The following is a 25,680-nucleotide window of genomic DNA, read 5'->3' as shown; positions in this document are numbered from 1 at the left end:
AAACACTCACCTCATGAGTGTTGATCTAGTTAGAAAGGACATAGGTTCCTATGTCCTTATGTTTTATTTTCTACTTTCATTTTCAATACATCATCAATTGCCTTTAACGGTTGATCGGTGGGTGTGTTTCCTTGCCACCAGGCATCCCGGTAAGCGAATTCTGCACAATTGACTGTCTCTACCTTTAAATAAATAGAGAACGCTGTTGCATCATACTGTTTTGATAAACTATCTGATAACTTGATGGATTCGAATAGTTTGGTGGTCTTTTTTTTAGGTTCCACAGCATCTTTGATGTAGTAGTAATAACCATCGCCACCATCTTTCCAATCAGTTGTTGCCATGTTCTCTAAAACAAGGTCTTTGCCAATTACTAATGGCAATACTTGTTTATTAGTATCTCCAGCAATCGGTGCCCGAACTTCCGGTAAAACCATCACTCGAATGAATTGCTTGATCGTTCCCGTATTTTCAATCAATACTTCCTTCTTAACAGTTTGACCTGTTTCTATTTCAGTAATGCCTGTAAAGTCTTCCAATAGCTTGGTTTCTATCTGTCCAACTTGAAAATCGTTAGCCTTTTGATCCTGTGCTGTCATTGCCGCATAGACAAAATACCCACCACCAATCAATAGAAGGACAAGAGCAATAGTAAATGCTACATAAATGAGTTGCAGTTTCTTTTTTCGATTTCTCATCTCTTCCCTCCTAGATTAGTGCAGCTTAGTTTGATACATGTCGTAGGCAAAGTCTGTGGATGTGATTTCCCAATCTGAGATTAGACTTTTCGTGATATCATGGGCATCCATCAAAGGAACCAGCTTGTATAAAGCGCCTTTATATTGGTTAACATAAGCTGGATTCAGCGTAACACTTTCCAACAAATCCTCGGTACTTTCGTTTGGTTGGAGAATCTCTGAATAGTAGAAATAACCCTTTTCGTAATACCAATAACTCGTATCTCCAGCAATCGGTTGTTTGGCTTGATCAAACAGCTTGGTTGTTTGGAAATTTAACTCCATTGCTTTTAACGGCATGGTTCGACTAATGTCGTTATACACGTAAGCCAAGGAATGATCATCCAATGGATTGCAGATCACTTGGTTTGCCTTATAATACTTGTTTGCATAAACACTATAGTAATTGTTCACTTTCCATGTGGTAGTGTCTTTGACCTTGATTGTATTATTCGGTAAAACACTGGTAGCTGGATAAACGATCAAATTACCGTTTCCCACTTCAACAGCGGGATTTTCCCGATGATTGTCTACTACGCTGGTTTCAAAGCTGACAAAAAATTCATGCAAGGAAAGCCGAACAATGGCAGGTATTTCACCATTGTTTTTAACTCGTATTTTTTTCTTTTTTGTTGTTCCTGGTGACCAATCGAAAACCTGAACAAAGTCTTCATCAATCACTGCTGATATCCTTTTATCGTTTCTTTCTGCTCGATTGACTCGTTCATCGGCAGAAGTAATCCAAGCATAGGTACTGCCGAGAATTAATAAGAAACTTAACAAGAGAGAGAAACAGGCAAACAGGCCCTTACTGCGGACAAAGGTCTGAAACAAATGTTTTCGTTTTTCCTTTTGGTTCATTCCTGCTCCTCCTCTCGTCGTTTTTTCCATAAGAACAGTACGATTAGTACAAGTAACAAACCTGTGAGGAATAGATAGACCAGTTCTTCACCGGTTTGCGGCAACAGTTTACGTGTAGTCGGTGTTCCCTGATCGGTAATCGGCAGTTTGCCTGAACTATTGGACGTACTTGGTATCGTTGGCTCTTCTGGTGCTGAAGGCTCGGTTGGTTTCGTTGGTTTAGTAGGTGGTGTAGGATCCTTGGGATGATCTTTAGTCCCCACAAAGGTCCAGATAAAATCCAACGTGCTTCTCGTTTTCAAATTCTCATTGGTCAAGTCGGCATCCACGGTAAAAGTGGCATGCATGAGTTTGTCCGTTCCATAGGTGCAAACACCCAATTCCAGAGGTATTTTACTCCAGTCTCGACTGACATCTCCTAACAAAGGTCCTTGGTAAATTTCTTTTCCATCAAGGATCAATGTTAAGGTGATATGGTTCTTCCAATCCACTGAACCGCTGGACTCAATTTCTTCCACCAACATGCCTAATGAGAATGGTTCTTCTAAATCCAAACTACGAATCGTGATCTCTTTTTCATACACCTCTCCTGGGAGAATCCCAATCAGATCGATATAGTATTCTCCCTCAGAGGTGGCATACATGCCATCAGAATCGCCAATCACCATGCCGGGAGGAAGTGCTTTGGCGGCTTCTGCGATGCTTTCCTCTCCAAACCCAATGAAAAGGCAGGCTAGAATGCCAAGTATTGTCATGAGCTTACGCAAAAGTTTCCACTCCTCCCTTTTTCATGGTTGTGCTTTTCTGAAAATTATGGCGCCAATTTGTCACAGATCGCTTTAGTGGTTACATTGGTTGCTGTGGTTGTATCCAGTTTCCAACCTGCTGCATCCGTCAACGCTTCTTTAGTTGCTTGAATAGTTTCTAATTTTACAACTAGGTCGTAAGTAGCATTGGTATACTCTTTGCCTAAATCACTTTCAAAAACTAAGCTTTCCATCAAGTTTGCAGTGGTTGTTCCACTAGTTAATGGTTGCGTATAGTAGAACCAGCCATCTTCTGGATTGTAAATCCAGTTGTTTGTTGCTGCAGCTAAACCAGCTGAGTCTACAACGGCAGCCGTATATTTCACTTTAATCGCACTCTTGCCTAAACCACCAATGTCTGCTTGAACTGAATTCTTGCCAGCACCTGTAGGAACTGGGTTTAGAAGTGGATCGATATTTGAAGCCGCTGGTGTTTTGCCAGGAATAGCCGTTAATCCCAATGCAGCGATGCGATAATCGTAGTCCACCCCATAGCGTAAGCCGTTTGTGCCAAGCAATGCGTTCCCAGTTGGGTTGCCTGCTTCATCTTCTAATGAAGATTCCGCCCAATTGACTACTTTGTTCGTATAGCCTTTGTCATAGTAACCATACTCCAACTTAGAAACAGTAAATTTCCAGTCCTTCGCATTTAAGCTGGTTTCACTTTGCCAATCATCATCGATCTTACATTCCATGGCTTGGTATTTTCCAGTGTCATACTCATGTACAATAATTTTTTCGTAGCTTTTAGCGTAACCACCTGTTACAGGTACAGGAGATTTTCCGCCTTTAACATATAGTTTGGTGTCCGTCTCTAAACCAGTCACATTTATAGCTGGTACTTCTTCAAACCCATCTGCAATCATTTTTGACATATTGTAGTTGATCGGCATGTGTTTATCTAATCCTGGATCGTTGGCAACATACGTATACTTTGCGCCTGCAACTGCCCCTGTACCAGTACTTGGCGCAGACTTTTGTTCACCCTTGTCAGTTAAGTGCTTCAATACTTCCTCATAAGACAATCGAACGAATACGCTGGCCGCTCCTGTATTACTTACTGCGACTTCCTTCACTGCTTCCGTACCCGGTACTAATGGTTTCGGTTCCCATTTTTCGATGATGGTTGTACTGCCATCAACGACTGCTGCTGATTCCACTCTATTGACCCGTTGATCCTGTGACGTAATCCAGGCAAACGTCCCGGAGATGGCTGCGATTAACCCTAAAGCCGCTGCAGCAGCCATCAGCTTTTTCTTCTTGTTATTCTTTTTCATTCCTTTTTCCTCCTATTTTTTTCCTTTTTTTGTTTTATATAAATACTTGCAAAAACAAGTAGTTATACCCCTCTTGGATAGTTCGTTCTTTTGATTGGCCGTCTGACTGGTTCTGACTGTAGAAAGTAAGCTTTCAGCACTAGAAAGAAACCGAAAGTAGATAAGATACATACCAGACATAACCAGAGATTCTCTTGAACAAAGCTTAGAAAACTGCCCATTTTTGGAATGACGAACGTCACCTTGCCATGAACCCTTGACGCTTCAATTGGCGGGTCCTTGCTTGCATTGGCATCCCCTTTAGTGACGATGTAATCGCCTTTTTCCCCATTAAGTTCGTCTAATCGCTCCACCATACGGTGAGTCAAGTAACGGTCCCCATCACCAACCTGGAAGGTGACAATATCCCCTTCTTTGACTTGGCTGCCATCGGTCATTTTTACCAACACGATGTCGCCAGTGTAGAAACCTTTTGACGAAGAGTCAGGTTGTGGCGCCATGGAGTTAGTCAGAACTCGGTAGAAGCGATGCCCAAAAATCGCCGCATCAGACTTTTCACTAAAGGCAAACATTAATGAACTAAGCAAAATACCAATTGTTAACGTGTAGAAAAACAAATTGTAGAGAAACAAAAAGATTTTCCGGTTGGTCGATTTCTTTGCCTCTTGCAACGGCTGCGCTGTTTGTGGCGGAGCCATTGGCCGTTGTGGTCGTCCTCCTCTGGGTGGAGGCATTCGCTCACGATCATATGTGTCATAAGCTGGCCGCGGGTTACGTGGTGGCATCCGATTCGGCGGATAGTCTTCGAGGTATCTCCCTCTTGGATTTCCTCGTTGTGCATTTATTCTTCTATCCGATTCACCATAATAGCAGTCCTCTGATCGTCTCGGATAAGATCTTTCACGATCCGAGTATTCTTCTTCATAGTTAACTCTGCGAGGGGGGCGACGATTAGCAGGCGATCGTTCACCACGATAAGGCGGTTCATCATATTCGTAATCCCGCTCACGATACTCTCGTTGTCTTGGCATAGCTCCCCTTCTTTCATTGTGCCGTTCGATTGCCTGCCACCTCTTTTGCTGGTCGCTGAGTAATTGGTGGAAGGAATACTACTGATTGCTTGGTCTCGCTTGTCAGAATCTTTGGTTCCTCCGTTGTACTTGATTCATTTGGTTCATTTTCTTTTTCAGTTTGGGTTGCAGGTAGTTCTGCACTCTCGGTAGGCCTTTCCACCGGTGTACTTAGTTCTTCTACACTTGGTTCTGCATCATACGAAGTTAACTGATAGGTTTCAATCAATGCATTCAACTTTTTATCGTACGAAGTATCGGTCGCATACTTTCCTGTGAGTGCTTTAGTTGCCGCTTGGTAATTTTCTGCGTTTCCTTTCCAGGTTGCTTGGTAGAAACTTGCGTTGCCAGAAATTCCTTTTTTCAGTAAGGCTGCATAATCTTCTAAGGACTCTTTGTAACTTGGATACTGTCGAAAGTCCGATTGAATCGTATACAACTGACCATTTCCTTTGTCTTCTTGAGTATTAAATGACACGTTTTTCCCTTGATAACTTCCTTTGATCCCAAACAAATTATGATGAGGTGGTCGAGCGAGTTGGCTGTCGCCTGATCCTGTTTCTAAAATAGCTTGAGCAATCATCACCGAAGCATAGAGCCCTTCGTCCCAAGCAATGATTTGTGCATCTTTCCCTATAGAGTGGATAAACTCTTCCGTCGTTTGATTCTTTACTAATGAAAACTGATAATTTTCCTCCACTTTTGCGTCTGGCAATGTTGTATGAACCTTGGGAACTGCTTCTGGAATTTTCGATTCAGAAACAGTAGATTCTGTTGTAGACTTTTCCACTTGTTCTTCTAATTCACTCCATATGACGCTTGAAGAAGTTGAAGCTACAGTGTTGCTATTCTTACTCTTTTCTATAGAAGAAAAAGATTCGTTAGCCACAGTTGACGTTGTGAATGCCTCACTTGCTTCGACAACAGTGGTTGAACTACTTTCTATCTTTGGTACCGTTTCTCGTTGATCAGAAATGGACTCTCTCATTTCAGCCGATACCGTTTGCCGCACTTGGACCTGATTACTTGTGACTAAACAGAGTCCAAGGATGAAACACCCCAACAAAACTTTACCCTTCACCTTGTTTCCGCCTTTCCTGCGGTCGTGGTTGTGGATGTTCTCTTGGTCTTCTTGGTCGGGTTGCTGCCTGCTTCAGCTTCAACAAAATTGAGTGATAGTGTAGTGCCGTCATTCTCAAATAAACAGCTAGTAACATCAATAACAGTAGAAGGAAAAGTTGACTGACCGTTACCACATCTTGGAAATCTGTGAAGTAGAAAAAGATACCTAGTACCAACACACCCAGCAAAATGACTAGCGAAAAGAGCCAATAAATCCAATACCAGAAGGTGTACCATTCAATTTTTTCCTGCAGTGTCTTCATTCAATTCGTACTCCTTCTTTGACGACGCCTAAAATTTGTTTTTCGGTAATCAAACCGAAATGGCGGCTGTCTTTAGAAATGGCGCGATTGTCGCCTAAAATAAAGTAATAGCCTTCTGGAATCTTGTCTCTGGAGAACTCATTCCAGTTAAAGTCTTCCGTTTCTTTGGCAAATTCATCTGAAACAAGTTTTTTATTTACGTATAATTGCCCATCCCGATAAGTAATTCGTTCATTGGGCAGTCCAATGATTCGTTTCAAATAAAGACCCTCTGGATTTTCTGGCGGATGCAGCACCACGACATCAAAGCGTTTGGGTTTACGATGTGATATGATCTGAATCACCTCCTGCTCCTTAAATGTTGGATTCATTGATTCGCCACTGACTGAATACTTTGGATACATCCAGTGGTACATACGGAAAGAACTGAAAAAAATCAGATAGCATAGGACAAAGATAACTCCAGCCTTTGCTGGGAGTGTCCAGCGATAAAAAGGAGCGAATCTGCGACCTCAGCCAACCTCCTGAGCTTCTTTGACAGGCGCATCTTTTTGTTCGCGTACCATTCGTTCCAACAAGGCACTTTCTCCTTGTAAAAGGTCAAAATAGGCGGACTTACTTAACAGATTGTCGTAATCCATCTTCATCAATTTCACGTATGGTTTTCTAAACCACGGACGAGCATGGACTTTCGCTCGTGATTCAATTACTTGGCATTCATATAAGACAAAGTGAATGTCTCTGGCCGAAAGATTGGCTTTGATTTGTTTGACTTGATCTCGTTCGTAAACTAATTTATTACCGGTCACAGTCATTTTTTCGGTTTTATTAATCAACTCACCGTTCAAATTCCACATCTGTTCCAAAAAACGGGCCTTCTGAAGCAAATACGTATATTCCCGCAAGCTGATCTTGATTCGTTTATCCCAATCGTTTTCTTCTTTGTTTTCTCGTTCAAAGTATTGGATCCCACTGTAGAGCATGGATACTTCCAGCTTTTCAATCACCATTTCTAGCTTCTGGTTCACAGCTCTCAGCCGGGCCTTGCTTTGGCTTTCCTGCTTTACTTCTTCCTGTTGAACTCGCGCAACATCCCTCGCCTGTTCCTCTGCTTGCTTAAGGGGAACGCCTGCACTCGTTTCTGATGCTTTCTTCGATTTAGGCGGTACATCCGACAAGTGTTGTCCAGCTAATTCCAGTAATAACTGTTCTGCCCGTTCCAAGGACTCTTCGGGAGACAATGGGAATTGTTGAGTCAAACTGTCTTCTAGATGAATGCCGAAAGGAAAGCCGATTTCTCGAAAAACCAATGGAATAAAATCAAAGCGATAGACTTGTCGACCGTATTTCGGCTCTTCTGTTTGCGCCTTAATCCAAGCAAATTGGGGAAAGAATTGATGCAGCGATTGCCAAAAGCTAGACCAATCGAAATAGCCAGTTGGCACTAACAGCTCCACATGATAACTGCTGTTCATCAGTCGAAATAATTGTTCAAAATGCTGGTAAATCTTTTTCCGCTGTTCCTCCGTCAAAGTGCCATGCTGTGCATACAAATACTCACACGCTCGTTCAATTTCCTCTAATAACGGCTGTTTACGCAACTCCTCTTGCATAATGGGCGCAGGAGTGGGGTATAAGGCGAGTTGATTCTGTGCTTGCTTCACCAAAAACCACCCCTCTTCTATTCGTCATCCAATAAATTGTCGCTTGTCGCTAACAAACGTACAAAAAATTGAGTTGTTTCTTCTTGTACCGAACGTAGACGCTTGCGGTAATTTCTAATTTCCTGCTTCATCACGCGTAACTCTAATGACGCATCATGAATCACCTGATGTGCTTCCTGTTCAGCTTGGCTGCGAATCCCTTTGGCTTCGTATTCTGCTCGTTCCAATGTAGCCCGTTCCTGTTTTTTCGTTTCGATCAGGATCGTTGCCAGTTCTGCCTTCATGTCTTCGTTTTCTTTTTGTGTTTGTTTCAGTGACTCAATTTGTCGTTTCGCTTGCACCAAAGCCTCGGTTTGATTGGTTCGATCGTCTTGCAGCTCCGTGTTCAATTGGGCCACTTGGTTTGTCAGTTCTTGGATCTGACGATCTTTTTCTGCTTGCAATTTCTTCTGCTCTTCTTCTTTTTCTTCACGAAAAGCTTCTAATTGTTGATCAGATTTCGCTTGTTGTTCGTGTAATTCTTGCTCCTTTTCGGTCAGGGTAGTAGCCATCCCCGTCATTTCTGCTTGTTTGACTTCCAGTTGATGTTTCAACTGAGCAACAGTTTCTTCCAAGCGCTCCACTTCCTGTTGCAGCTGAGTATCTGGTTCTCTTCGAGATTCTTTTTCAGCTTTTTGTGCTGGAAAGGAATCCATGTCCTCTTCGTATCGGGCTTCGTATCGTTCATCTACAGGAGCAGCTGTCCGTCTTCTGGAACGATGTTCCCCGCGATCATACCCATTGGGGCTGTCCACAGGACGTTCGTAGCCTTCCTCTTGATATGAGTCATACCCGTAATCTTCTTCATATCCTTCGTTGTCGTATTCATCGTAATAGTAATCATCTTGAATTGATTCCTGATAAGCATCCTTCTTTTGCTTGCCCAAACCGAACATATGGCTTTCCTCCTCTATGCGATTTCTCTATCTATCCCTCTATCTATTCATCTATACTTTGATAAATATTGTTTATTCCTCTATACTTTCTTAAAAGCACTACGCTCGTTTTGCTTTTTTACTTGGTATTAGAAATACTAAGAACCCCCTCTGAACTCCTTTTACAGCAAGGAAGAACGCCCTCCTTTGACGGAGAATGACGGTAAAAAAGTTTGTGAAGTGGTCAATGAAGAAATTTTATTAAATAACAATGACTGCAAAATAGTGATGGATAATTAAATAACGAGTGTTATGTAATAAAAAGAGCATTTATCTAGTTAAAATTCCATTAGTAACCGCTTACTTCGTTAAAGCAAACTGTTTTCCTCCGAAAAATAAGTATTACTTTTTTAAAAACGTTTTAAAAAAGTAACTTACTTCATCGACTGTTCCATTTGGGCAACCACTTGAATTTGTTGCTCCATCAGTGAGCCGGCATACGTGTCTAACGTCATTTGAGTAGAGCTGTGTCCCATTAAAGCACTGACACTCATAATGTCACCCTTGCTTTCCAAGCAACGTGTCGCAAAAGTATGGCGCAATTGATGGAAATGCGTGGTTTCCAGTCCTGCTTTCAGACGAAGCTTATGAAAATGATAGGTAAGCAATCTTGGTTCTAAGGGTTCACTATTATTCGTCAGAACAAATTTCCCCGTTGCTTGTTTCTTTTGCTTCAACAAAACCCGTTTTAACAAAGCACTCATTGGAATGGATCGTAGGGAAGAAGCGGTCTTTGAGATCGTGTAAATCAACGCGGTCTTCTTTCCTGAATACAGACCAATAATCCGTTGAAAGGTGGACCGTACATGGATGAGATTATTTTCAAAATCAATATCTTGCCAAGCTAGAGCCGCAGTTTCACCAATTCTAAGTCCCGCATGCAGCGCCAATAAGGCTGGCAGTCCTCTCCCATTTTTTTCTGATAAAGCGAGGGTTTCCAACTTTTTTTGTTCTTGTCTTGTAATGGCTTGATTTTTCGTCTTTTCCACTTTGGGTAACTTAACCTGTGTGAACGGATTTACTTTGATGCGTTTCTTTCGCATCGCAATGGTCAAGCACTGATTGGTAATACGAAAGATCACTTGAATGGTAGAAGGCTTTAACTTGCGTTGCTGCAAAACTGCTAATAGTTCTTCTCCTACTGATTCATCCAGTTCGTTCAAGCTATAATCACCAATAGCGGATAAAACATAATGGATCAGTTTGTGTTCATAGTTGGCATATGTCGATTGTTTGACTGTTGGTTGCACTTCATGCAGCCATAGATAGCCCCATTCTCGAAGGGAAATAGTTGAATCCCCCTGGATTTTTTGAATCAATTGATACTTTACCTTCAATGGATACAGCTTTTCTCGTACCTGGGTTAAGGTTTTTCCGTACACTGAACCATATTGCGTCGTACCATCCGCTTTTTTTCCCTTCGGATACCTCCCTTCCCATCGTTTGTCCTTCCGCCGATAGATGTTTTCTCCTCTGCGCATCCTGATACTTCCTTTCTATAAAGTACGGTTTTTTTGACGGTAAATAGGATAGCCCTGTTTTTTCGTATTTCCAGGCAAATACAGCCGGTTAAATAATTACAAAAACGAAATAAAAAATTCACTTTAATTATTTTGTTAAAAGATATTGCGTATTTTTTTATCGTATTCTATAATTAGACTAGTAAATAGCCAATGAAAAATAAAAAACATAACGATCTTATCGACAGTCCTTTGAAGTTTCTTGGTATTTCTAATACCAAGAAACTTTTTTGCTCTTTAAATAACGATCGTCATCTAATCATTTCATCTTCTTACTAAAAAAGCTCCCACAATTACTGCTATCGCGGTTTCTAATTATATAGGAAAAATTACGCAATAGATTAAATTAGATTAAGATGATTGTGAAATAAAACTTAAATCTAAAGTTTATATCCTTACCAGGCAGCGTTCTTTTAACATTTATCTTTTAAATTGGTTTATACTTAGGGTGTTATAACGGAAATGTAATTATTCTCTTATAGCACTCAATTGTATTTAGATGTCATCGTCAAATGATTGAAAATGGATAGAACCGTGCAGCGTTTCAGCAACAGGCATTTATGGGGCCCGATTAGATAGCCAATTGTTCATGAACAGGTGTTTTTTATTCGCGATAAAAAGAATCCTTGATGGATCCACTTCTTACTCATTTCACTGACATCCCACTAAAAACCGAAAAAAACTCGTAGGGGTGACAAACAACATGTATAAATTAATTTCCTCTTTTGAATTACCAAATGAAAACGATTTAGTCGAAAAAAATGATCAAACCACAGAAAATCACGTACTTTCTTTAGTCTTTCCTGTCCCAGATCGGAACGAAAGTATGCTCTTTTACCAAAACAAACAGTATCATCAGCCAAATCAAACACTGACCACGTTACAAAAATACGCTAAACAAAATAATTTTTTAGATTATTCTTCACTTACCCATTCACTCAAGCGATTCAATCGCTTCAGCAAACGAAATAGTCCAATCGCTAGTTTGTCTGCCGTTCTTTTTCCATTAGGGCATCCGCAGCATAGTCCTTGGATCAATCCTGCAGAAATTTATGAACTGAAAGAATCTGGAGTATTCACGATGATTCACCTGTTGAATGGCTTAACCATCCAGACGACCTTAACGGTTCGTACGATACGGAACCGGTCGGAGGAAGCTTTATCGATTTTATCGATGCTTAAACGTGATTATTTGCAGTCTGGTTTCACTTGTTCCACTGCTCCCTTAACCCTATTGCAGTTACCGGATACTCCTTTTCTGCGCTCCATTAGTAAACGAGCCATGTTGCAGGACTTTCCACTTCCGATTTATGCCTTGAAGGAAGCCTATGAACAGGACCATGCGCTGCAAACATTCCTGCGGCTTGGTCGTTCAATCGATCCAGCAGAATGGAATTATGAGACCTTTTCTGATTTATTGACTAAATTAATTAACTAATAGTATCGCTTTATACAGGTTGTCTTCGTTATCTTATTCCCGTTTCGGGAAACGAAGGCAACTTTTTTTGTCTGCTATTTCTAGTCATTTCACATTTCAAATTCCTTTTGTACGAACCTAAACAGCACCTATTTTCACAATAGCCCCTCTTTTTTCCTTGGAAACAATACTTTTCTTTGACCCCACAAATACGACACTTTTTCTTTGACTGAAACAAGAAAAACCTTATTAAATTAGGATTCTAAAAAAATTGCATAGTCGTATTTGTAGGGTCAGGTGCGTATTTGTACAGTTTTCAAATTTTTGTTATTCAAGTATGGTTTAGTCAGCGGCCGGGAAACACAACAAGCATCACCAAATAAACCAAAAACAGAAAACGGAGGAATGAAAGCGATGATTCAAAAGCTAGGCACAAAATTACAAGTACAAATCGAACAAGCAGGTGAAGACAAACAGAAGAAAGTGAATTTTTCAAATGTGATTGATAACCCACCAGAGGAAGATGTGGTGAAATTAGGAGAAATCATGGCAGAGCTGTCCCAGCAGGGCAGCTCACTGGATAGTGTGATTATGACTGTCCAATCTCGTATTACGAAGGAGGTTGAATAAGGATGAATCGAGTTGTGAAGTTAGTTTCTATTTTTAGAAATGGTGCAGGCAAATCGCAGACGTGGAGCTTGAGTAATCCAGATACAACTAAGACTTCCTCACAGATCAAAGGTCTATTAGGAGAATTGGCTCAATTGAATTTGTTTCAGAAGGATGGGATTCGTCTCTTTGAAACAGTCGTTAGTGCGAAGTATGTCGAAACCATTGAAACAACGATCTTTGAAGAAGAACTTGTTACACGGTAATTGAATTTTTGAGAAGCTGCGGCAGACGTGCCACACTTCTCTTACTTATTTATTTAGCCAAGCTGGACTTCTGGCTTGAGTGCATATAAAAAAATTAGGAGATGAATACAATGGCAGAGCAACCCTTTACACACCAACAACTATTTAACCTCAAACTCGAAACCATTGAGCAAAGACTCATGGAATACTATCAGGAAACCCAAAATGGCACCATGACCATTAAACTATTGCTTGCTTTACGTGTACGTTATCAGCTTGGTGCGAAGGAGTTCGCTCTGGTATTGCAGGATTTAGTTCGTTACTTATTTATGAATACTAAAGCTACGAAAACTATGAAGCAATTTTTCTGGTATTTCGTGGATTATTTTGAAACCAGTGAATTGCGGATATTAGGCTTAAAACTGAATCCTGTTCGCAAGTTTATTGAAAAAACCAAGTCTCTTATAAAATCAGCAGCGAAGATTTTCCAAAACGTTACCGACTCTGAAGCCACCTGAAAATGATACTTATTGTCTGTCCCACCTACGCGAATAAAAACCGAAAGGAGTCACAAAATGATCAGATTAGTTTCCACCTTCCTAAATAGTGAAGGCAAGAAGCATAGTTTTACCTTTAAAGATCCGGATACTACAAAGAGTCCGGAAGAAATCAAAGAATCATTGGAATTGTTAAGCAGTTTGAATCTATTTGAAAAAGATGGCGTTGGCCTATTCCAAGAAGTGGTGAAGGCCAAGTATGTAGAAACCATTGAAAGACCAATTTTTGAGGGGGATGAATTATTTGGGATGCCTGTTCCAAAAGAAAAACCGGAGCAGCTGACAGCACTTCGTTGTACTTGGCAGGAAGCGCCAAAAGTTCCTGAAGTATCCTTAGCTTCACCCATCAGAAGTGAGGTGCACGACGCACTACGTTCAGCATCTGAGAAAGGTGCGGTGGTTGAAGATACTACAACTACTTGTCCATCTATTGAAGGAACAACGACTTTAGAGGAAGAAAAGACTTTCTCTCCACCTACTGGCAGTCCTTACGATGTCGTTAAGGAATTGGTGCGACGCCGAAAGCGGAGGAAAGCCAAAGAAAAAGAGCGTCAGAAGCGAAAAGATCCGCCTGACGCCCCTTCTTGATACTAATCTGATCATTTACCAGCGTAGGTAGACAAACCTCGTCTGAATCATGATCCTGTACTGAGAGGAGGTGATAAAATGCACTCTCTTGTACAGTATATCTTAGCCCCGATTTTTGTCGGATTGGTTATCGCATTAGTGAACCATTGGCTGGACGATCATGATCCATGACAATACAGCAGATACCTGTGAGCAGGGCCCGTTCACAGGAGCTTCTGTGGATTTGTTCTTTGCTGTGAAAATGGCAGGCGTAATGGAGAATCTGCTCTTTGACAACAGAATATTTTTACTGGAAAAACACTTCCATCATTAGACGAGCTCTCTTCCTTCAGGCTGCATGTCACTCCATTTGTCTTCTTCATAGAATTCACCAATTGTCGCGGCAGCAAATGGATCGGCAATTCTAGGGATCAGCAGAATCGTGCCATCTTCGGAGTATTCAACAAGGTACTCTTTATTTGGCTCTGGATTTTCCCCATCTTTAGGCGGTAGAGTTATCACAACAGCGTTTCCTTGCAGTCTTGACTTTGCAATTAACATATCAAATCACCTCTTTATGTGTATTATAGTACAATTCGACTACTGGATTGTCTCAAATTAATCATACATATACCACAGCATCCAATGTTGTTGATGCATTTATAACTTGATTTTTTTAAACAAAGAACTTAGCGAACTTCTATGCGTGACAGCAACGCAAACAAAAAAGACAGAAACCTATATCCCGCAGGAAATTTTGGCTTCTGTCTTCTCTCATTGATCATTTTCGGATCGTATATTTACCTTATTTACTTCAAAAATTTGGCTAACTGCTTCAGCATTTTACCTGTCGTTAACCCAAACTCTTCTTGCAAGAATTCTGGGGTACCTACTTGGCCGAAGCGATTATCCACACCGATTCGTTTCAACGGAACTGCCAGCCCGTTATCTGCAATAACTTCTGCTACTGCACTGCCTAAGCCGCCAGTAATAGAATGATTTTCGATGGTGATGACGCCTTTTTTACCGATTAAACGTTCCAACAAGAGCTCTTCATCTAACGGTTTAATAGTAAACATATCTACTACATCACAGGTCACGCCTTTGGCTGCTAATTGTTCAGCAACTTCTAACGCTTCGGAAACTAATTGTCCCGTTGCTACTATTAAGTAGTCTGATCCTTCTTGTAGTAAGTTGCCTTTACCAATTTCAAAGGTGGAGCCTGGTGCATAGACATTACGTACACCCTTACGATTACCGCGAACATAATGCACACCAGCCATTTTACTAAATTTTTTGATGATCCAGTCCATTTGTACTTCATCGGCTGCATCGCAGATGACGATATCAGGGATCGAGCGCAGTAACGCAACATCTTCCCAAGTAGTATGGGTACCGCCATTATGCCCTGCGGCAAAACCAGGATCTGAACCAAAAATATTGATGGTGTTTTTCGAATATGCCCCTGACAGGAAGATTTGATCCAGCACTCGTCGGGTCGCGAAAGGTCCGAAGGTATGGATAAATGGGGTATAGCCAGTTAAATTTAAGCCAGCGGCAACGCCGACCATGTTGGCTTCAGCAATCCCGACATTAATGAAACGATCCGGATTGGTTTTAGCAATATCGGTCCATTTACTAGCACCACCTAAATCGGCATCTAAAGCGACTACTTTGTCATTTTCTTCCATAACCGCCTTCAAGGCATCAACAACGGTCGCGCGCAGTTCTTTACCAACTTCTTTATTCTCTGCAAGTGTAAACATCTAGGCACGCTCCTTTGCTTTTAGTTCCTGTAAGGCTTGGTCAGTAGCGATTTGGACCGCTTCACTGTCGAATTTTACGGAGTGATTGGCATCCATCTCTTCGAAGAATTTAACCCCTTGGCCTTTGATGGTGTCTAACACGATACAAACAGCTTGGTTAGTGACCGCTTTGCATTGATCAATGGCTTCATCAATGGCTGCTAAGTCGTCACCCTTCACCTTAGTTGTATGGAAGCCGAATGCACGCATTTTCTCTGCGATATCAAAAGGATTCAAAATATCCACTGTCGTGCCATCTAATTGCTTTTTATTTTCATCGATAATAACGATGCAATTGCTTAACTTGAAATGGGCTAAGTACTGGAAAGCTTCCCAGCATTGGCCTTCGTTCAACTCACCATCGCCGACGATCAAGTACACATAGCTGTCTTTTTTCTGCATCTTCAAACCGGTAGCGATTCCGGCTGCAACTGACGTCCCTTGACCAAGCGAACCGGTAGTAGCATCGACTCCTGGAGTTTTGGTCCGGTCAGGATGAGAAGGAAGCCGAGTCCCTCCTTCGTTCAAGGTGCTTAGCCATTCTTTATCAAAGAAACCAACTGCCGCAAGTGCACTGTACCAAGCTGGTCCAGCATGTCCCTTCGATAGGACGAGGCGATCCCGCTCTTCCCACTCGGGATTTTTAGGATCGTAGTTCATTTGTTTTCCATATAAAACAGCCAACAAATCAGCAATCGATAGGGAGCCGCCGATGTGGCCGGCTCCTACCCTGCGGATGGCTTCAATACTGTCGATGCGAATTTCAGCAGCAAGTGCTTCTAGCTTAACAAGCGTATCTTTTTCCATCTTGTGTTTTTCCTCCATTATTCAGAAACTGCTTTTGATTTTTTCCCTTTTGAAGCGACAGTCAAACCAATAAGAACAGCTAAGACTGCGAGAATTCCAGCAATAGCCGCAATTTGTCCCCCGAAGTTCGCTAGATTTCCTAGGAACAGGCCGGTTACACCATAGTCGGTATCTGAGAAGGTTGAGCCTTGGAAGCCCAGATCTCCCATAACGGGCATTAACAGAATTGGCATGAAGCTGATGATAACACCGTGGACAAAGGAACCTACTACTGCGCCGCGCAAGCCACCAGTCGCATTCCCGTAAACACCGGCTGTTGCACCACAGAAGAAATGAGGTACGACACCTGGGATAATTACGGTTGTTCCAGTGACAACCATGATAACCAAACTGACAATTCCACCAACAAAGCTGGTTAGAAAGCCAATTAATACAGCATTTGGTGCATATGGAAATACGATTGGGCAGTCCAAAGCTGGGATAGAATTTGGTACCAATTTTTCTGAGATTCCTTTGAAGGCAGGGACAATTTCAGCTAAGATCAAACGAACACCTGCTAGGATAACGAAAACGCCGGCCGCAAATGATCCTGCTTGCTGCAATGAATAGATAATATAGTTCGTACCGTTGCTTAAGTTTTCAGTTACAAAGGCATTTCCAGCAAATAAAGCCACGATTACGTAAACGACAGCCATTGTGATCGTGATACTTACAGTAGAATCACGTAGGAAAGACAACCCTTTTGGAAAGTTGATGTCTTCGGTCGATTTTTCTTTGTCGCCGACGTATTTTCCGATTAAACCGCTCAAAGCATAGCCGAAGTTACCAGTATGTCCTAGAGCAACCGTATCGTTTTTAGTGATTTGACGAGTGAATGGCTGAGCAATTGCCGGGAAAATGGTATTGGCTAATCCTAACGCCAGGCCACCGAACAATACTAATAGCACTGGGCTCATGTCAGTAACACTTAAAATCACAGCGATCATACAAGCCATGTACAAGGTAGCATGACCTGTTAAATAGATATATTTGAAGCGTGTGATGCGGGCAATCAAAATATTGAAGGCCATACCAACCAGCATAATAAGTGCGGTATACGTTCCAAAGGTGGTTAAGGCCAAGGCAACAATCGCCTCATTATTCGGGACAACCCCTTGCATGTTGAAGGCAGCTTGGAACATTTCGCCAAAGGGTGCCAAGGAGTTCTCAACTACACCGGCCCCCGCCGTTACAACTAAGAAGCCGACAAACGTTTTGATTCCACCTTTTACTGTGGAAGCTAAATCTTTTTTCTGCAAAACATTTCCTAAAATGGCGATTAAGGCAACCAACAATGCCGGGGTACTAGCGATATCGACTAGTAAATCTAAAATTCCATTCATTTTGTTTTTTCCTCCTATTTGTTAACCGTCTTGCCCTCTCCTAGGAAAGGGCGTTGAGTCTATAACAAGCCTTTTTCTACACAAACGGCTTGTACTTTTTCTTTCAATTCATCCATATCAATGATGCTGTCTAGGACTACTACTTCACCCAAATGTGTCGCGCTGTCGGCCAAGTCGATGCCAACAAAGAAGACATCTGCCAAATCTGGAGAGGCACTTCCCATATCATAATGTGATACCTCAACATCGTTGACTCCTAAATCCTTCAATACTGTGTTGATATTCATTTCTACCATAAAGCTTGATCCTAAGCCGGACCCGCACACTGCTGCAAATTTCATTATTCATTCTCTCCTTTAGATAAAATTGATAAGATTTCTTCTTTAGTTGTTGCGTTTAACAAATTCTCTAAATTTTCTTTATTGGATAATAGTTTGGTTAAGCTGGATAATGCCCGCAAATGTGCTTCGTTGTCGACAGCAGCTAAACAAACAAATAGTCGAATGGCATGCTTCTCATCATCTACCAGCAACACTGGTTCTTGGACTTTTAACAGCGACATGCCTAATTCGTTCACGCCATCTTCCGGGCGGGCATGAGGCAAGGCAATCCCTTTTCCGATATGAATAAATGGTCCGTATTGCTTTACCTTATTGATCATCGCGTCGATATATTGGTCCTCAATTTTCCCTTGAGTCACTAACGGCTGGGCAGTTAAGCGAATGGCTTCTTCCCATTCCAGTGGCTGATCGCTCAATTGAATCATCTCTGGGGTTATAAGTTCTGTTAACATTGGGCGGCGGTCCTCCTTTTTTTCAATCAATCGATTCATTTTTTTATTTAAGGTTTTGTACAGCTTTTCCTTAGTCACACCTGTTTTGACAGTAATATAAGGCAAAAGCGCATCTACGATTTCTTCGGCACTTGGCAATGAGAAGCCTGGAATCAATAGCTCCTGTTGAACGCGATTGATCAATTGGTTCTTTTCTAGCTGTGACATGAGTGGTTTCACTAGGTAGGCCCGTTTCGCAGTTTCTACTTGAATCGTAGAAAATATAACGTCGTAGCTTTCTTCTGAGATACTTTGCAGCTGATCGACTGAACTCGCTTCCTCAAAGTGAATGGTCGGAAATATTTTCTTCAGCTCGGTCTGTAAAATCAGCGAGGAGCTAATACCGTTCGGACAAACAATCAGGGCTCGAACTTCTTCCTGTGCAGCCTCTTCCTTTTGACGGGCTATTTCGCCACCAAACAGAATAGAAAAGAAGCCCACTTCTTCTTCTGGAATTGTTTCACCAGTCAATTTCTCCAACGGCAACAAGGCATCCTTGGTAAAACGATAAATTTCCGCATATTCCATTTGGATGTTGCCTATTAAAACATTCGGCAGATAAAAGCCGTATTTGATCCGAAAATAAGCTGGTACTAGATGATAAAACAGGTTCATCAGCAGCTCTCGGAAGTTAGAAAATTCAATCGCTGACAGGTTTTCCATCCGATGAATAATTTCGGCAGAGCAGCTCAGCAGCTGATCCAATTGGATATCCTGAATTTCTCCTTGTACTATGGTCATCAAAATGATGGTTAAATAGGCTGCTTCGTTTTGATTGTCATCAGCAAAGAATTGCTGGTAAATCAGCTGACCTGCTTGATAAGCTGTTAAGGAACACATCAAGTCAACATCTTCTAGCTTTTGCAGCGGACGAGTAATCATTCGATCTGCCGAGAAAGCCAAGAACAGAGCAACCTCATCAATTCGGCTAGGTACAATTTCTAGTCCGGCTTTCTTGGTTTGCTCCTGGATGGTATCCCGCCAGGTAGCATACCTGTCTAGATTTTGCTGATTGATCCAATGCAGCAGGCCAAATTTTCCAGTATTGCTTTGCAGCAGCTCAGCGACAAAGTTTTTGGCCAAGCGTCGCGCACTTGCCTCTTCTCCTTCAACTAGAAAACCTGTTTTCCGTGTGTACTCCAAACGAATATCAAAGTCAGACAATTCATTACGCAGTTTTTTGATATCGGCAATTGCGGTGCCCTTTGAGATTTCTAGAAAATCCTGAAAATGAAACAAGGAGAGCACTTCAAATTGCGAGTAGCTTAACAGATAAATTAAGGCGCGCCGTTCTTCCTCAGAATAAATAACTTCATTCTCATGGGTTAACCAGCTAGCCCATTGCTTCGCCGAAATCTTCGGCACGTAAAAGGCTCCTGCAGAAGTCCTTTTCGTTTTTTGCTTGCTTGTTTGCAATTCCCCTAATTGCTGCTGAACTTCTTTGGCAGACAGGCCTGTCTGAGTTTGCGCTTGGTCCAGTGTAATCAAGCAATCGGGTTTTTGGGATAGGAGATAACTCAATTTGTAATTCATCTCCGCCACCTCCTGACTTTAGTATAGGATGAAAACGATTCATTTTCGATTGTCGTTCAGTACAAAATACGTTTCAAAAATTGATTTCATTGTACCGAAGCCTGCGGTGCATCTCTTTTCAAGCCATAAAAAAAGAACAAACGCGTGCGCTTGCTCTTATCTGTTAAAAAATAAAATGATCATTAAATCAGCATCTAATAAGCCTTTTAGTCAGCCAGACCTTTGAATAAGATAACTAAAAAATAGCTATTCTATCCAATACACTACTGCAAGTAAATGCTAGTCAGCAGCTCTACAAGTTTATCGATGCTACCTTTTTTGTTAATCAGATCGTTTTTTTGAAGAAGACGTTATCGACATCCATTATGTGATAGTCTTTGGGCATGCCAGCCTTCGAACATTCAACAAACCCATTCTTTTTATAAAATTTTTGTGCAGCAATTAGAACATTCACGGTACCTAAATACAGCTCTTTATACCCTTGATCTTTGCAGTAAGAAATCAGTGTATCCAGCAGTTTTTTTCCTAATTGCTTTTCGCCACGGAAAGCCGGTGCCGAAAACATCTTTTTGATTGCTCCATTACCATTTCCTAGCTTAACTAAAGCAATCGTCCCCACCACATGATTCTCAGATAATGCAACCCAAAAATTACCGCCGGTATGAATATATTCTTCCTCGATTTGCAACAAATCGGGTTGGTCTTCTAATGTAACGTCAACGCCAAAATCATTCTGGATCGAAATAATCAGGTCAACAACTTCGCTTTCATACTGCTTTTTAAATGGGGTGATTGTAATTTCAGACAAAAATCATTCCTCCTTTAACAATTGTTTTTAGTATAACATGGACAGCTTCAGAAGAAGGAAACAGCAAACAGATAAACCTGCTCTTTATCCATCGTAAAAGCCCAAAATAATAATCCCTATCATAACGATCGCAATCACTACATATTGCTTCCAATTCAGCTTTTCCTTTAAGAAAATCCGGCCCAGCAGCACAGATATAATTGCATATGATGAAATCAAGGGTGCCGCAATCACGGCCTGCTTGCCAGCAATCGCTCCAACATAAAAGAATTGCCCAACTGTTTCAAAGAGAGCAGCTAATCCACGATTCTGCTCCTGAAAAAAATGAATCTTTTCATTTTTTCGGAAGTACAGATACCCCATTAAAAAAATCGCCACAAATAAGAAGGTCAATTCATAACTCATATTGGCCTGATCCTCTGACATAAGCTGCTTATACTCCAAATAATAGCTGTCTAAAAAGGTTCCCATGCCATCAATAAGCATATAAATAATGGGAAAGATGATTGCTAACGCGCCAAACCGATACTTTTCTTCTGGCTGAACACCTGCTTGCTTCAGCTCTTCATCCTCCGCCTGTTTTTCCAAAACTGACAGCAGCAAAATCCCAATCAAAATAAGCACTACTGCAAACAGCTGGCCTCCATTGATCCGGTTGCCTAACAAGATAACTCCCAGCATCGCAGTGACCGCTCCAGAAGAATTGGAGATCGGTGAAGAAATAGATACTTCAATATACCGTAAGCCAAAATAGCCCACAGCCATCGAACCAATGTACATTGAAGAAACTGGCAGGTAGCGGATCAAATTCATCCAATCATAAGAAATTCTTTCAATAACCCCATAATAAACAATTGCGTGCATCCCCATAACCAGTCCAACAATGATTGTCGTCTTCACAGCACTATACCGATCTTTCGGATCATTGCCCTTTTTATAGAATAAATCTGCACTCCCCCACGCTAGCACCGTCAGCATGGCATGAACAAACCACATGTGGATAACCCCTTTTTCATTTTTATTGACTGTATTTTCATATAGTTAGCGTTTTTTCTTTTTTTGCTCCCGATCCAATTTCTTCAATTTATTCGTGACTTCAGCGTTTGCAAAAGGTTGATTGGTGGGTGTCTTTACTACTGAGTCTTTCTTCTTTTCCTTCAAGAAAAAATCTCTGATCTTCGTTCGCAGCTTTTTCACCATTAATCCCTCTTTTCTGGATAGTGCAACTAGCTATTCTATTCACCTCGAGAACAAAAAAAGGCCGCCTACTTGTTGAGGCTGGCCTTACTTAATTATAGCATGTGCGTTTTAAGGAGAGAATAGAAGATTAGGTGTGAATGAAGCCCAAATGTAATTGAAATCTTTCAACGTCCACTATTGTAAGCAAGACAAGATCACAGTCAGCAAAAGCAATAAAATTCTTCTCGCATTTGCCCCTGCTAGTAGTCAAGCTGCTTTAACCGCAGCATGGCCTCAGAAGAATTCAGGAACTTGATGGTATACAGTGTCATAATATCGTCCTTTAAATTTTCTTCTTCTTTCTTGCCGCCAAAGGAATTAATCACTCTGTTGATTGCACAAACTACATATGAACCACTCCCACCCATGCCTAGCTGAAATCCTAGTTCTGCCGATTCGGACAATGAACTCTGCTTTATCTCTTTCGCCAAGGAACTGAATTCACCTTGAATAATAAAGACATCTTCTTTTTCTTTAACTTTCTGTCGTATTTCTTTTAAAGTTGAAGCAATATAGACAGCCTCACTATCTCTTATAGCCAATAATTTATCTAACACCTCACCAGGAGAATAACCGGTTCCTGAGGCAATAGCAACCAGTGTCTTTACTGAATAGGTTTTTGGATCACGTTTGGCAGCCTTCGACAGTGTTTGCTCTGAAATACCAACCTTCTTAGACAGATCATACCTGGTCATCTGATTCTGTTTTAAAAAAATGTCTAACACATTCTTCACAAAAATATCTCCTTCCACTACTAAAACGTATTTTACTAAACTATATTTTAGTATACAGTAAAAAAAGAAATTCTTCCGGTTAACATGCGAAATTTCGCAAAAAGAGTCGGTTTGACTGATGCTTAGATAAATTCTTTGATGAAAAGACATCTGAAATGTTTTACCTATTCCCATTTCCGTAAAGCATTGAAGTTCACATGTAACATGAACTTCAGCTTTCACACCCAAGACTTGCTTAAAAGGCCAGTGAAATGAATAGTTATCATTTCACTGGCCTCTTTTTTATTAGAAAGGATTGAATTGGCTTCACTCACCTGAATTTTTTAAACGAGCTGTTGCTGTCTCATTTCTAAATACATTAATTGTCTTGCTTTGTCCTTTGCATCGTAAAGACGAACTTTTCGAGGGACAAACTGATGAATATCTTCCTCATTGTATCCTACTTGTAGTCGCTTGCCATCAGTCATAATTGGCCGTCTCAATAAGCCAGGATTTTTTTCAATGAGTGCCACAAGTTCATTAAAGCTTAGGTCATCGAAATCGATAGCCAGCTTTTCATAAACCTTTGATCGAGTGGAAATAATTTCTTCTGTTCCCGTTTCTGTCAATGAAAGTATCTCTTTAATTTCATTTTTAGTGAGAGGTTCAGAAAAAATATTACGTTCTATAAAATCTAATCCAGCTTCAGTTAACCATGCTTTAGCTTTTCTACATGAAGTGCAGCTTGGAGAAACGTACAATTTAATCATTTTGACTTCAACCTTTCTTTTTTATTTAATAGGAATAACTCTTTGATGAGATAAATTTACCATTTCCCTTTTATTTTGTTAAATAATTAGTTTTTTATTTTTCCAATTTTACTCTATTGTCAATTCATGTTCCACATTTAAAATAACGTTGTTTCGAAACCAGAAAGAGATAAACTCTTACTTTTTGCAGTAAAAATGCGGCATAATAGTTACTGCCTACCCTTTTGATAACACCGTTGTTTTTGTTCATAACAATAAATCAAAATTTTCTCCAATGAAGAAAATTTTGATTCTTTGTTGCGAACAACGTAAAATAGTTTTTTTATTATCGTTTGGTTTAGTGATACTGGCAGTTTATTTAGGGTATAAAAATTTTATTTATACCTAATAGGATATCCGTATCAAGATTTCGAGAAATACAAAAAGAAGCAGCAATACCTACTAATTTGCTAGTAGCTATTGCTGCTTTGACTGGAGTCATTAATTAACTATTTTAAGAAATAAAGTGGAACGGTCCCTCATGAGTAAATGGTCTTCGTCCACCACGGTAATTCTCATCGGTAAAGGTCATAAAGCTTTTGACAAAATTGTTGGGTACATCGACTGTGTAAGAAACACAAAGTCCAGATTCTTCTACCCAGTCAATGGAATAAATACCGCCAGGATACTCTTCAAAGTGAATCGTCTCCACATCTGTTGCTCCAGCATCTTCTTCTCGAATGGATGTCCAGCGTAATTTGTTGTCTGGTAAAAAATCAATTCGAAATTGTAATCCTGAGTCAAACTTTATTTCTGCCGCTTTGCCTTCAAATAGGTTGCTCTTCATTACTGCACCTGCTTTACTTAATATTGTGTATATTTTCACTTATCTTAAGCTTATATAGTTTGGATTAGTTTAGCAATCTCTTAAGAGAAAGTTTTGTTTGTATGTTGTCTAATTGATCTTTTATCTATTTATGCCGTAACAAAAGAATTCAGCATCTCAGTAATAAGATCAGCATTCTTTTCAAAGAATGACGGAACTCCCATAAGATTAACAACAATATAGTCTGTCTCCGTCTCTAAGAAATAGTAACGAATTTCAATCTTTATCCCTTCTGTAACACCAGTAAAACTATATTCGCTTCCTGAATAATGCGCTGTTTGATAATCTGCTTCCGCAGCACTTCCCTCTTCGATTTGAAAGTCCTCGGTTGAAACGATCTGATCCTTCATGCCATTTTTGAAGGTCTCAAACCCATCTACATCGATCTTTTTCATCCCGTAAACCATTATTCCCTGCACACCTAATTCTTCTCTGGCACTAAACGGAATATTTTCCTCTTCTGGTTGAACTTCCCACTTGTCTAAGATTTTGATTGTATAAGTCGTTCCTTCAATTTGAAACTCCGTATCCTTTAGCTCAACCTTTTTCTCAGAGTCGGAAGTAGAAGAAGAAATTTCCGTTACAGCAGTCGATTCTGTAGTACTTTCTGACTTAGTAGTTTCCTCTGTTCCACCAGAACTACACCCTGCTAAAATACCTGCCATCACTACCAAAATAACCCATTTTTTCATTCTTGCTCTCCTAACATCCTTAGTTTGACACTTTTATAAAATCGTGATTGCCACTTCTACATTTTTAGTTTTTACAAAAACTTCTAGTGATTGTTCTCCAGAAGTTTCCTTTAGTGATCTTCATGCTGCTAGTTACTACTTCTTAATCAGAAAAATCTTCCAGTTTTGAATCAAGCCCCAGATCTGACCATTCATATTCAATAATAGGATGCATCTCGTCTTTGCTTAAATTATCAAATTCATATGCAAACCCTATTCGTAAATAAAGTGGAGGATAACGAGAAAAGTGTTTCTCTATACTAGATATTCCTACAAAAATCATAGATAACTCATTTTCGTCATACATAGCACGAAACTTTTCTAAATGCTGCAACTTCAATCGATCACTTTCATCAACAATGATTCAATCAATATATTTATAAAAATCTCTCTAGTGTTTTCCTCCTCACCAGATTTATCTATTAAATGGATAGCCCTTACTATGTTAATTCGACTGCACATCATACTACTATCTGAGCCGACACGAGTCATTTTCTGTACACTTA

General features: G+C 40.6%; 31 protein-coding genes. 6 read left to right on the top strand and 25 right to left on the bottom strand.

The window, feature by feature from the left end; translation table 11 throughout:
- Window positions 1–56: 56 nt before the first annotated feature.
- The 11 genes from IGI49_RS15270 to IGI49_RS15220 form a co-directional block, all read right to left on the bottom strand.
- Entirely contained in the window at window positions 57–698 is a 642-nt protein-coding gene (locus IGI49_RS15270; RefSeq protein WP_429962385.1) for a TasA family protein, read from the bottom strand.
- A gap of 15 nt (window positions 699–713) precedes the next feature.
- Complete coding sequence (locus IGI49_RS15265) at window positions 714–1,598, bottom strand: BsaA family SipW-dependent biofilm matrix protein (protein ID WP_429962384.1); 885 nt, start codon at window positions 1,596–1,598, stop codon at window positions 714–716.
- Window positions 1,595–2,353 carry an LPXTG cell wall anchor domain-containing protein gene (locus IGI49_RS15260; protein WP_429964929.1) on the bottom strand — a complete coding sequence of 253 codons (759 nt, stop codon included), beginning with the start codon at window positions 2,351–2,353 and terminating at the stop codon, window positions 1,595–1,597. Before IGI49_RS15260 ends, IGI49_RS15265 begins: the two co-directional genes overlap by 4 nt.
- A gap of 56 nt (window positions 2,354–2,409) precedes the next feature.
- Window positions 2,410–3,681: a hypothetical protein gene (locus IGI49_RS15255; protein ID WP_429962383.1), complete on the bottom strand. Its 1,272-nt coding sequence runs from the start codon at window positions 3,679–3,681 to the stop codon at window positions 2,410–2,412.
- A gap of 62 nt (window positions 3,682–3,743) precedes the next feature.
- Window positions 3,744–4,712 carry a signal peptidase I gene (locus tag IGI49_RS15250; protein ID WP_429962382.1) on the bottom strand — a complete coding sequence of 323 codons (969 nt, stop codon included), beginning with the start codon at window positions 4,710–4,712 and terminating at the stop codon, window positions 3,744–3,746.
- A 13-nt stretch (window positions 4,713–4,725) separates the two neighbouring features.
- Window positions 4,726–5,832: a glucosaminidase domain-containing protein gene (locus IGI49_RS15245; protein ID WP_429962381.1), complete on the bottom strand. Its 1,107-nt coding sequence runs from the start codon at window positions 5,830–5,832 to the stop codon at window positions 4,726–4,728.
- On the bottom strand, window positions 5,822–6,136 hold the full coding sequence (locus tag IGI49_RS15240) for a hypothetical protein (protein ID WP_429962380.1): 315 nt from the start codon (window positions 6,134–6,136) through the stop codon (window positions 5,822–5,824). The genes IGI49_RS15245 and IGI49_RS15240 overlap by 11 nt, the downstream gene beginning before the upstream one ends.
- Entirely contained in the window at window positions 6,133–6,576 is a 444-nt protein-coding gene (gene lepB / locus IGI49_RS15235) for a signal peptidase I (RefSeq protein ID WP_429964928.1), read from the bottom strand. Before lepB ends, IGI49_RS15240 begins: the two co-directional genes overlap by 4 nt.
- 72 nt (window positions 6,577–6,648) lie before the next feature.
- Window positions 6,649–7,803, bottom strand: coding sequence for a hypothetical protein (locus IGI49_RS15230; RefSeq protein WP_429962379.1), 1,155 nt, complete (start codon window positions 7,801–7,803; stop codon window positions 6,649–6,651).
- 14 nt (window positions 7,804–7,817) lie between these two features.
- The gene (locus IGI49_RS15225; RefSeq protein WP_429962378.1) at window positions 7,818–8,735 is read right to left on the bottom strand and encodes a hypothetical protein; all 918 of its coding nucleotides are present in this window, start codon (window positions 8,733–8,735) and stop codon (window positions 7,818–7,820) included.
- A gap of 413 nt (window positions 8,736–9,148) precedes the next feature.
- Window positions 9,149–10,255: a tyrosine-type recombinase/integrase gene (locus IGI49_RS15220; protein ID WP_429962377.1), complete on the bottom strand. Its 1,107-nt coding sequence runs from the start codon at window positions 10,253–10,255 to the stop codon at window positions 9,149–9,151.
- Window positions 10,256–10,997: 742 nt separating this feature from the next.
- Between IGI49_RS15220 and IGI49_RS15215 the strand changes: the two genes are divergently transcribed.
- From IGI49_RS15215 to IGI49_RS15190, 6 genes are all read left to right on the top strand, one after another.
- Window positions 10,998–11,732, top strand: coding sequence for a hypothetical protein (locus IGI49_RS15215; RefSeq protein WP_429962376.1), 735 nt, complete (start codon window positions 10,998–11,000; stop codon window positions 11,730–11,732).
- Between the two features lie 393 nt (window positions 11,733–12,125).
- Window positions 12,126–12,341, top strand: coding sequence for a hypothetical protein (locus IGI49_RS15210; protein WP_207700555.1), 216 nt, complete (start codon window positions 12,126–12,128; stop codon window positions 12,339–12,341).
- 2 nt (window positions 12,342–12,343) lie between these two features.
- Complete coding sequence (locus IGI49_RS15205; protein WP_429962375.1) at window positions 12,344–12,586, top strand: DUF2922 domain-containing protein; 243 nt, start codon at window positions 12,344–12,346, stop codon at window positions 12,584–12,586.
- Between the two features lie 110 nt (window positions 12,587–12,696).
- Window positions 12,697–13,083, top strand: coding sequence for a hypothetical protein (locus tag IGI49_RS15200; protein ID WP_207700553.1), 387 nt, complete (start codon window positions 12,697–12,699; stop codon window positions 13,081–13,083).
- A gap of 57 nt (window positions 13,084–13,140) precedes the next feature.
- On the top strand, window positions 13,141–13,710 hold the full coding sequence (locus IGI49_RS15195; protein ID WP_429962374.1) for a DUF2922 domain-containing protein: 570 nt from the start codon (window positions 13,141–13,143) through the stop codon (window positions 13,708–13,710).
- Window positions 13,711–13,788: 78 nt separating this feature from the next.
- The gene (locus IGI49_RS15190; RefSeq protein WP_207700551.1) at window positions 13,789–13,881 is read left to right on the top strand and encodes a type I toxin-antitoxin system Fst family toxin; all 93 of its coding nucleotides are present in this window, start codon (window positions 13,789–13,791) and stop codon (window positions 13,879–13,881) included.
- Between the two features lie 138 nt (window positions 13,882–14,019).
- Here the strand turns inward: IGI49_RS15190 and mazE are convergent, their stop codons facing one another.
- The 14 genes from mazE to IGI49_RS15120 all read right to left on the bottom strand — a co-directional run bounded on the left by mazE (window position 14,020) and on the right by IGI49_RS15120 (window position 25,508).
- On the bottom strand, window positions 14,020–14,250 hold the full coding sequence (gene mazE / locus IGI49_RS15185) for a type II toxin-antitoxin system PemI/MazE family antitoxin (RefSeq protein WP_429962373.1): 231 nt from the start codon (window positions 14,248–14,250) through the stop codon (window positions 14,020–14,022).
- A 248-nt stretch (window positions 14,251–14,498) separates the two neighbouring features.
- On the bottom strand, window positions 14,499–15,455 hold the full coding sequence (locus IGI49_RS15180) for a transketolase family protein (RefSeq protein WP_429962372.1): 957 nt from the start codon (window positions 15,453–15,455) through the stop codon (window positions 14,499–14,501).
- Window positions 15,456–16,301, bottom strand: coding sequence for a transketolase (locus IGI49_RS15175; RefSeq protein WP_429962371.1), 846 nt, complete (start codon window positions 16,299–16,301; stop codon window positions 15,456–15,458).
- A gap of 17 nt (window positions 16,302–16,318) precedes the next feature.
- On the bottom strand, window positions 16,319–17,683 hold the full coding sequence (locus IGI49_RS15170; protein WP_207700547.1) for a PTS ascorbate transporter subunit IIC: 1,365 nt from the start codon (window positions 17,681–17,683) through the stop codon (window positions 16,319–16,321).
- A 59-nt stretch (window positions 17,684–17,742) separates the two neighbouring features.
- Entirely contained in the window at window positions 17,743–18,024 is a 282-nt protein-coding gene (locus IGI49_RS15165) for a PTS sugar transporter subunit IIB (RefSeq protein WP_207700546.1), read from the bottom strand.
- Window positions 18,024–20,048 carry a BglG family transcription antiterminator gene (locus tag IGI49_RS15160; RefSeq protein ID WP_429962370.1) on the bottom strand — a complete coding sequence of 675 codons (2,025 nt, stop codon included), beginning with the start codon at window positions 20,046–20,048 and terminating at the stop codon, window positions 18,024–18,026. Before IGI49_RS15160 ends, IGI49_RS15165 begins: the two co-directional genes overlap by 1 nt.
- Before the next feature lie 325 nt (window positions 20,049–20,373).
- On the bottom strand, window positions 20,374–20,856 hold the full coding sequence (locus IGI49_RS15155) for a GNAT family N-acetyltransferase (RefSeq protein WP_429962369.1): 483 nt from the start codon (window positions 20,854–20,856) through the stop codon (window positions 20,374–20,376).
- A gap of 84 nt (window positions 20,857–20,940) precedes the next feature.
- Entirely contained in the window at window positions 20,941–21,852 is a 912-nt protein-coding gene (locus IGI49_RS15150) for an EamA family transporter (protein WP_429962368.1), read from the bottom strand.
- A 45-nt stretch (window positions 21,853–21,897) separates the two neighbouring features.
- Entirely contained in the window at window positions 21,898–22,056 is a 159-nt protein-coding gene (locus IGI49_RS15145; protein WP_429962367.1) for a hypothetical protein, read from the bottom strand.
- Window positions 22,057–22,295: 239 nt separating this feature from the next.
- Window positions 22,296–22,829, bottom strand: coding sequence for a helix-turn-helix domain-containing protein (locus IGI49_RS15140; RefSeq protein ID WP_429962366.1), 534 nt, complete (start codon window positions 22,827–22,829; stop codon window positions 22,296–22,298).
- Between the two features lie 323 nt (window positions 22,830–23,152).
- Window positions 23,153–23,578 carry a transcriptional regulator Spx gene (gene spx / locus IGI49_RS15135; RefSeq protein WP_429962365.1) on the bottom strand — a complete coding sequence of 142 codons (426 nt, stop codon included), beginning with the start codon at window positions 23,576–23,578 and terminating at the stop codon, window positions 23,153–23,155.
- A gap of 493 nt (window positions 23,579–24,071) precedes the next feature.
- Window positions 24,072–24,404, bottom strand: coding sequence for a MoaF-related domain-containing protein (locus IGI49_RS15130; protein WP_429962364.1), 333 nt, complete (start codon window positions 24,402–24,404; stop codon window positions 24,072–24,074).
- A gap of 128 nt (window positions 24,405–24,532) precedes the next feature.
- Entirely contained in the window at window positions 24,533–25,135 is a 603-nt protein-coding gene (locus IGI49_RS15125; RefSeq protein WP_429962363.1) for a hypothetical protein, read from the bottom strand.
- Window positions 25,136–25,277: 142 nt separating this feature from the next.
- Window positions 25,278–25,508 carry a hypothetical protein gene (locus IGI49_RS15120; RefSeq protein ID WP_429962362.1) on the bottom strand — a complete coding sequence of 77 codons (231 nt, stop codon included), beginning with the start codon at window positions 25,506–25,508 and terminating at the stop codon, window positions 25,278–25,280.
- Between the last annotated feature and the right edge of the window lie 172 nt (window positions 25,509–25,680).

It is taken from the genome of Enterococcus sp. AZ071 (assembly GCF_050499065.1).
In the GTDB taxonomy this organism is placed as follows: domain Bacteria; phylum Bacillota; class Bacilli; order Lactobacillales; family Enterococcaceae; genus Enterococcus_A; species Enterococcus_A ferrettii.
This window is presented reverse-complemented; position numbering and strand designations above follow the sequence as displayed.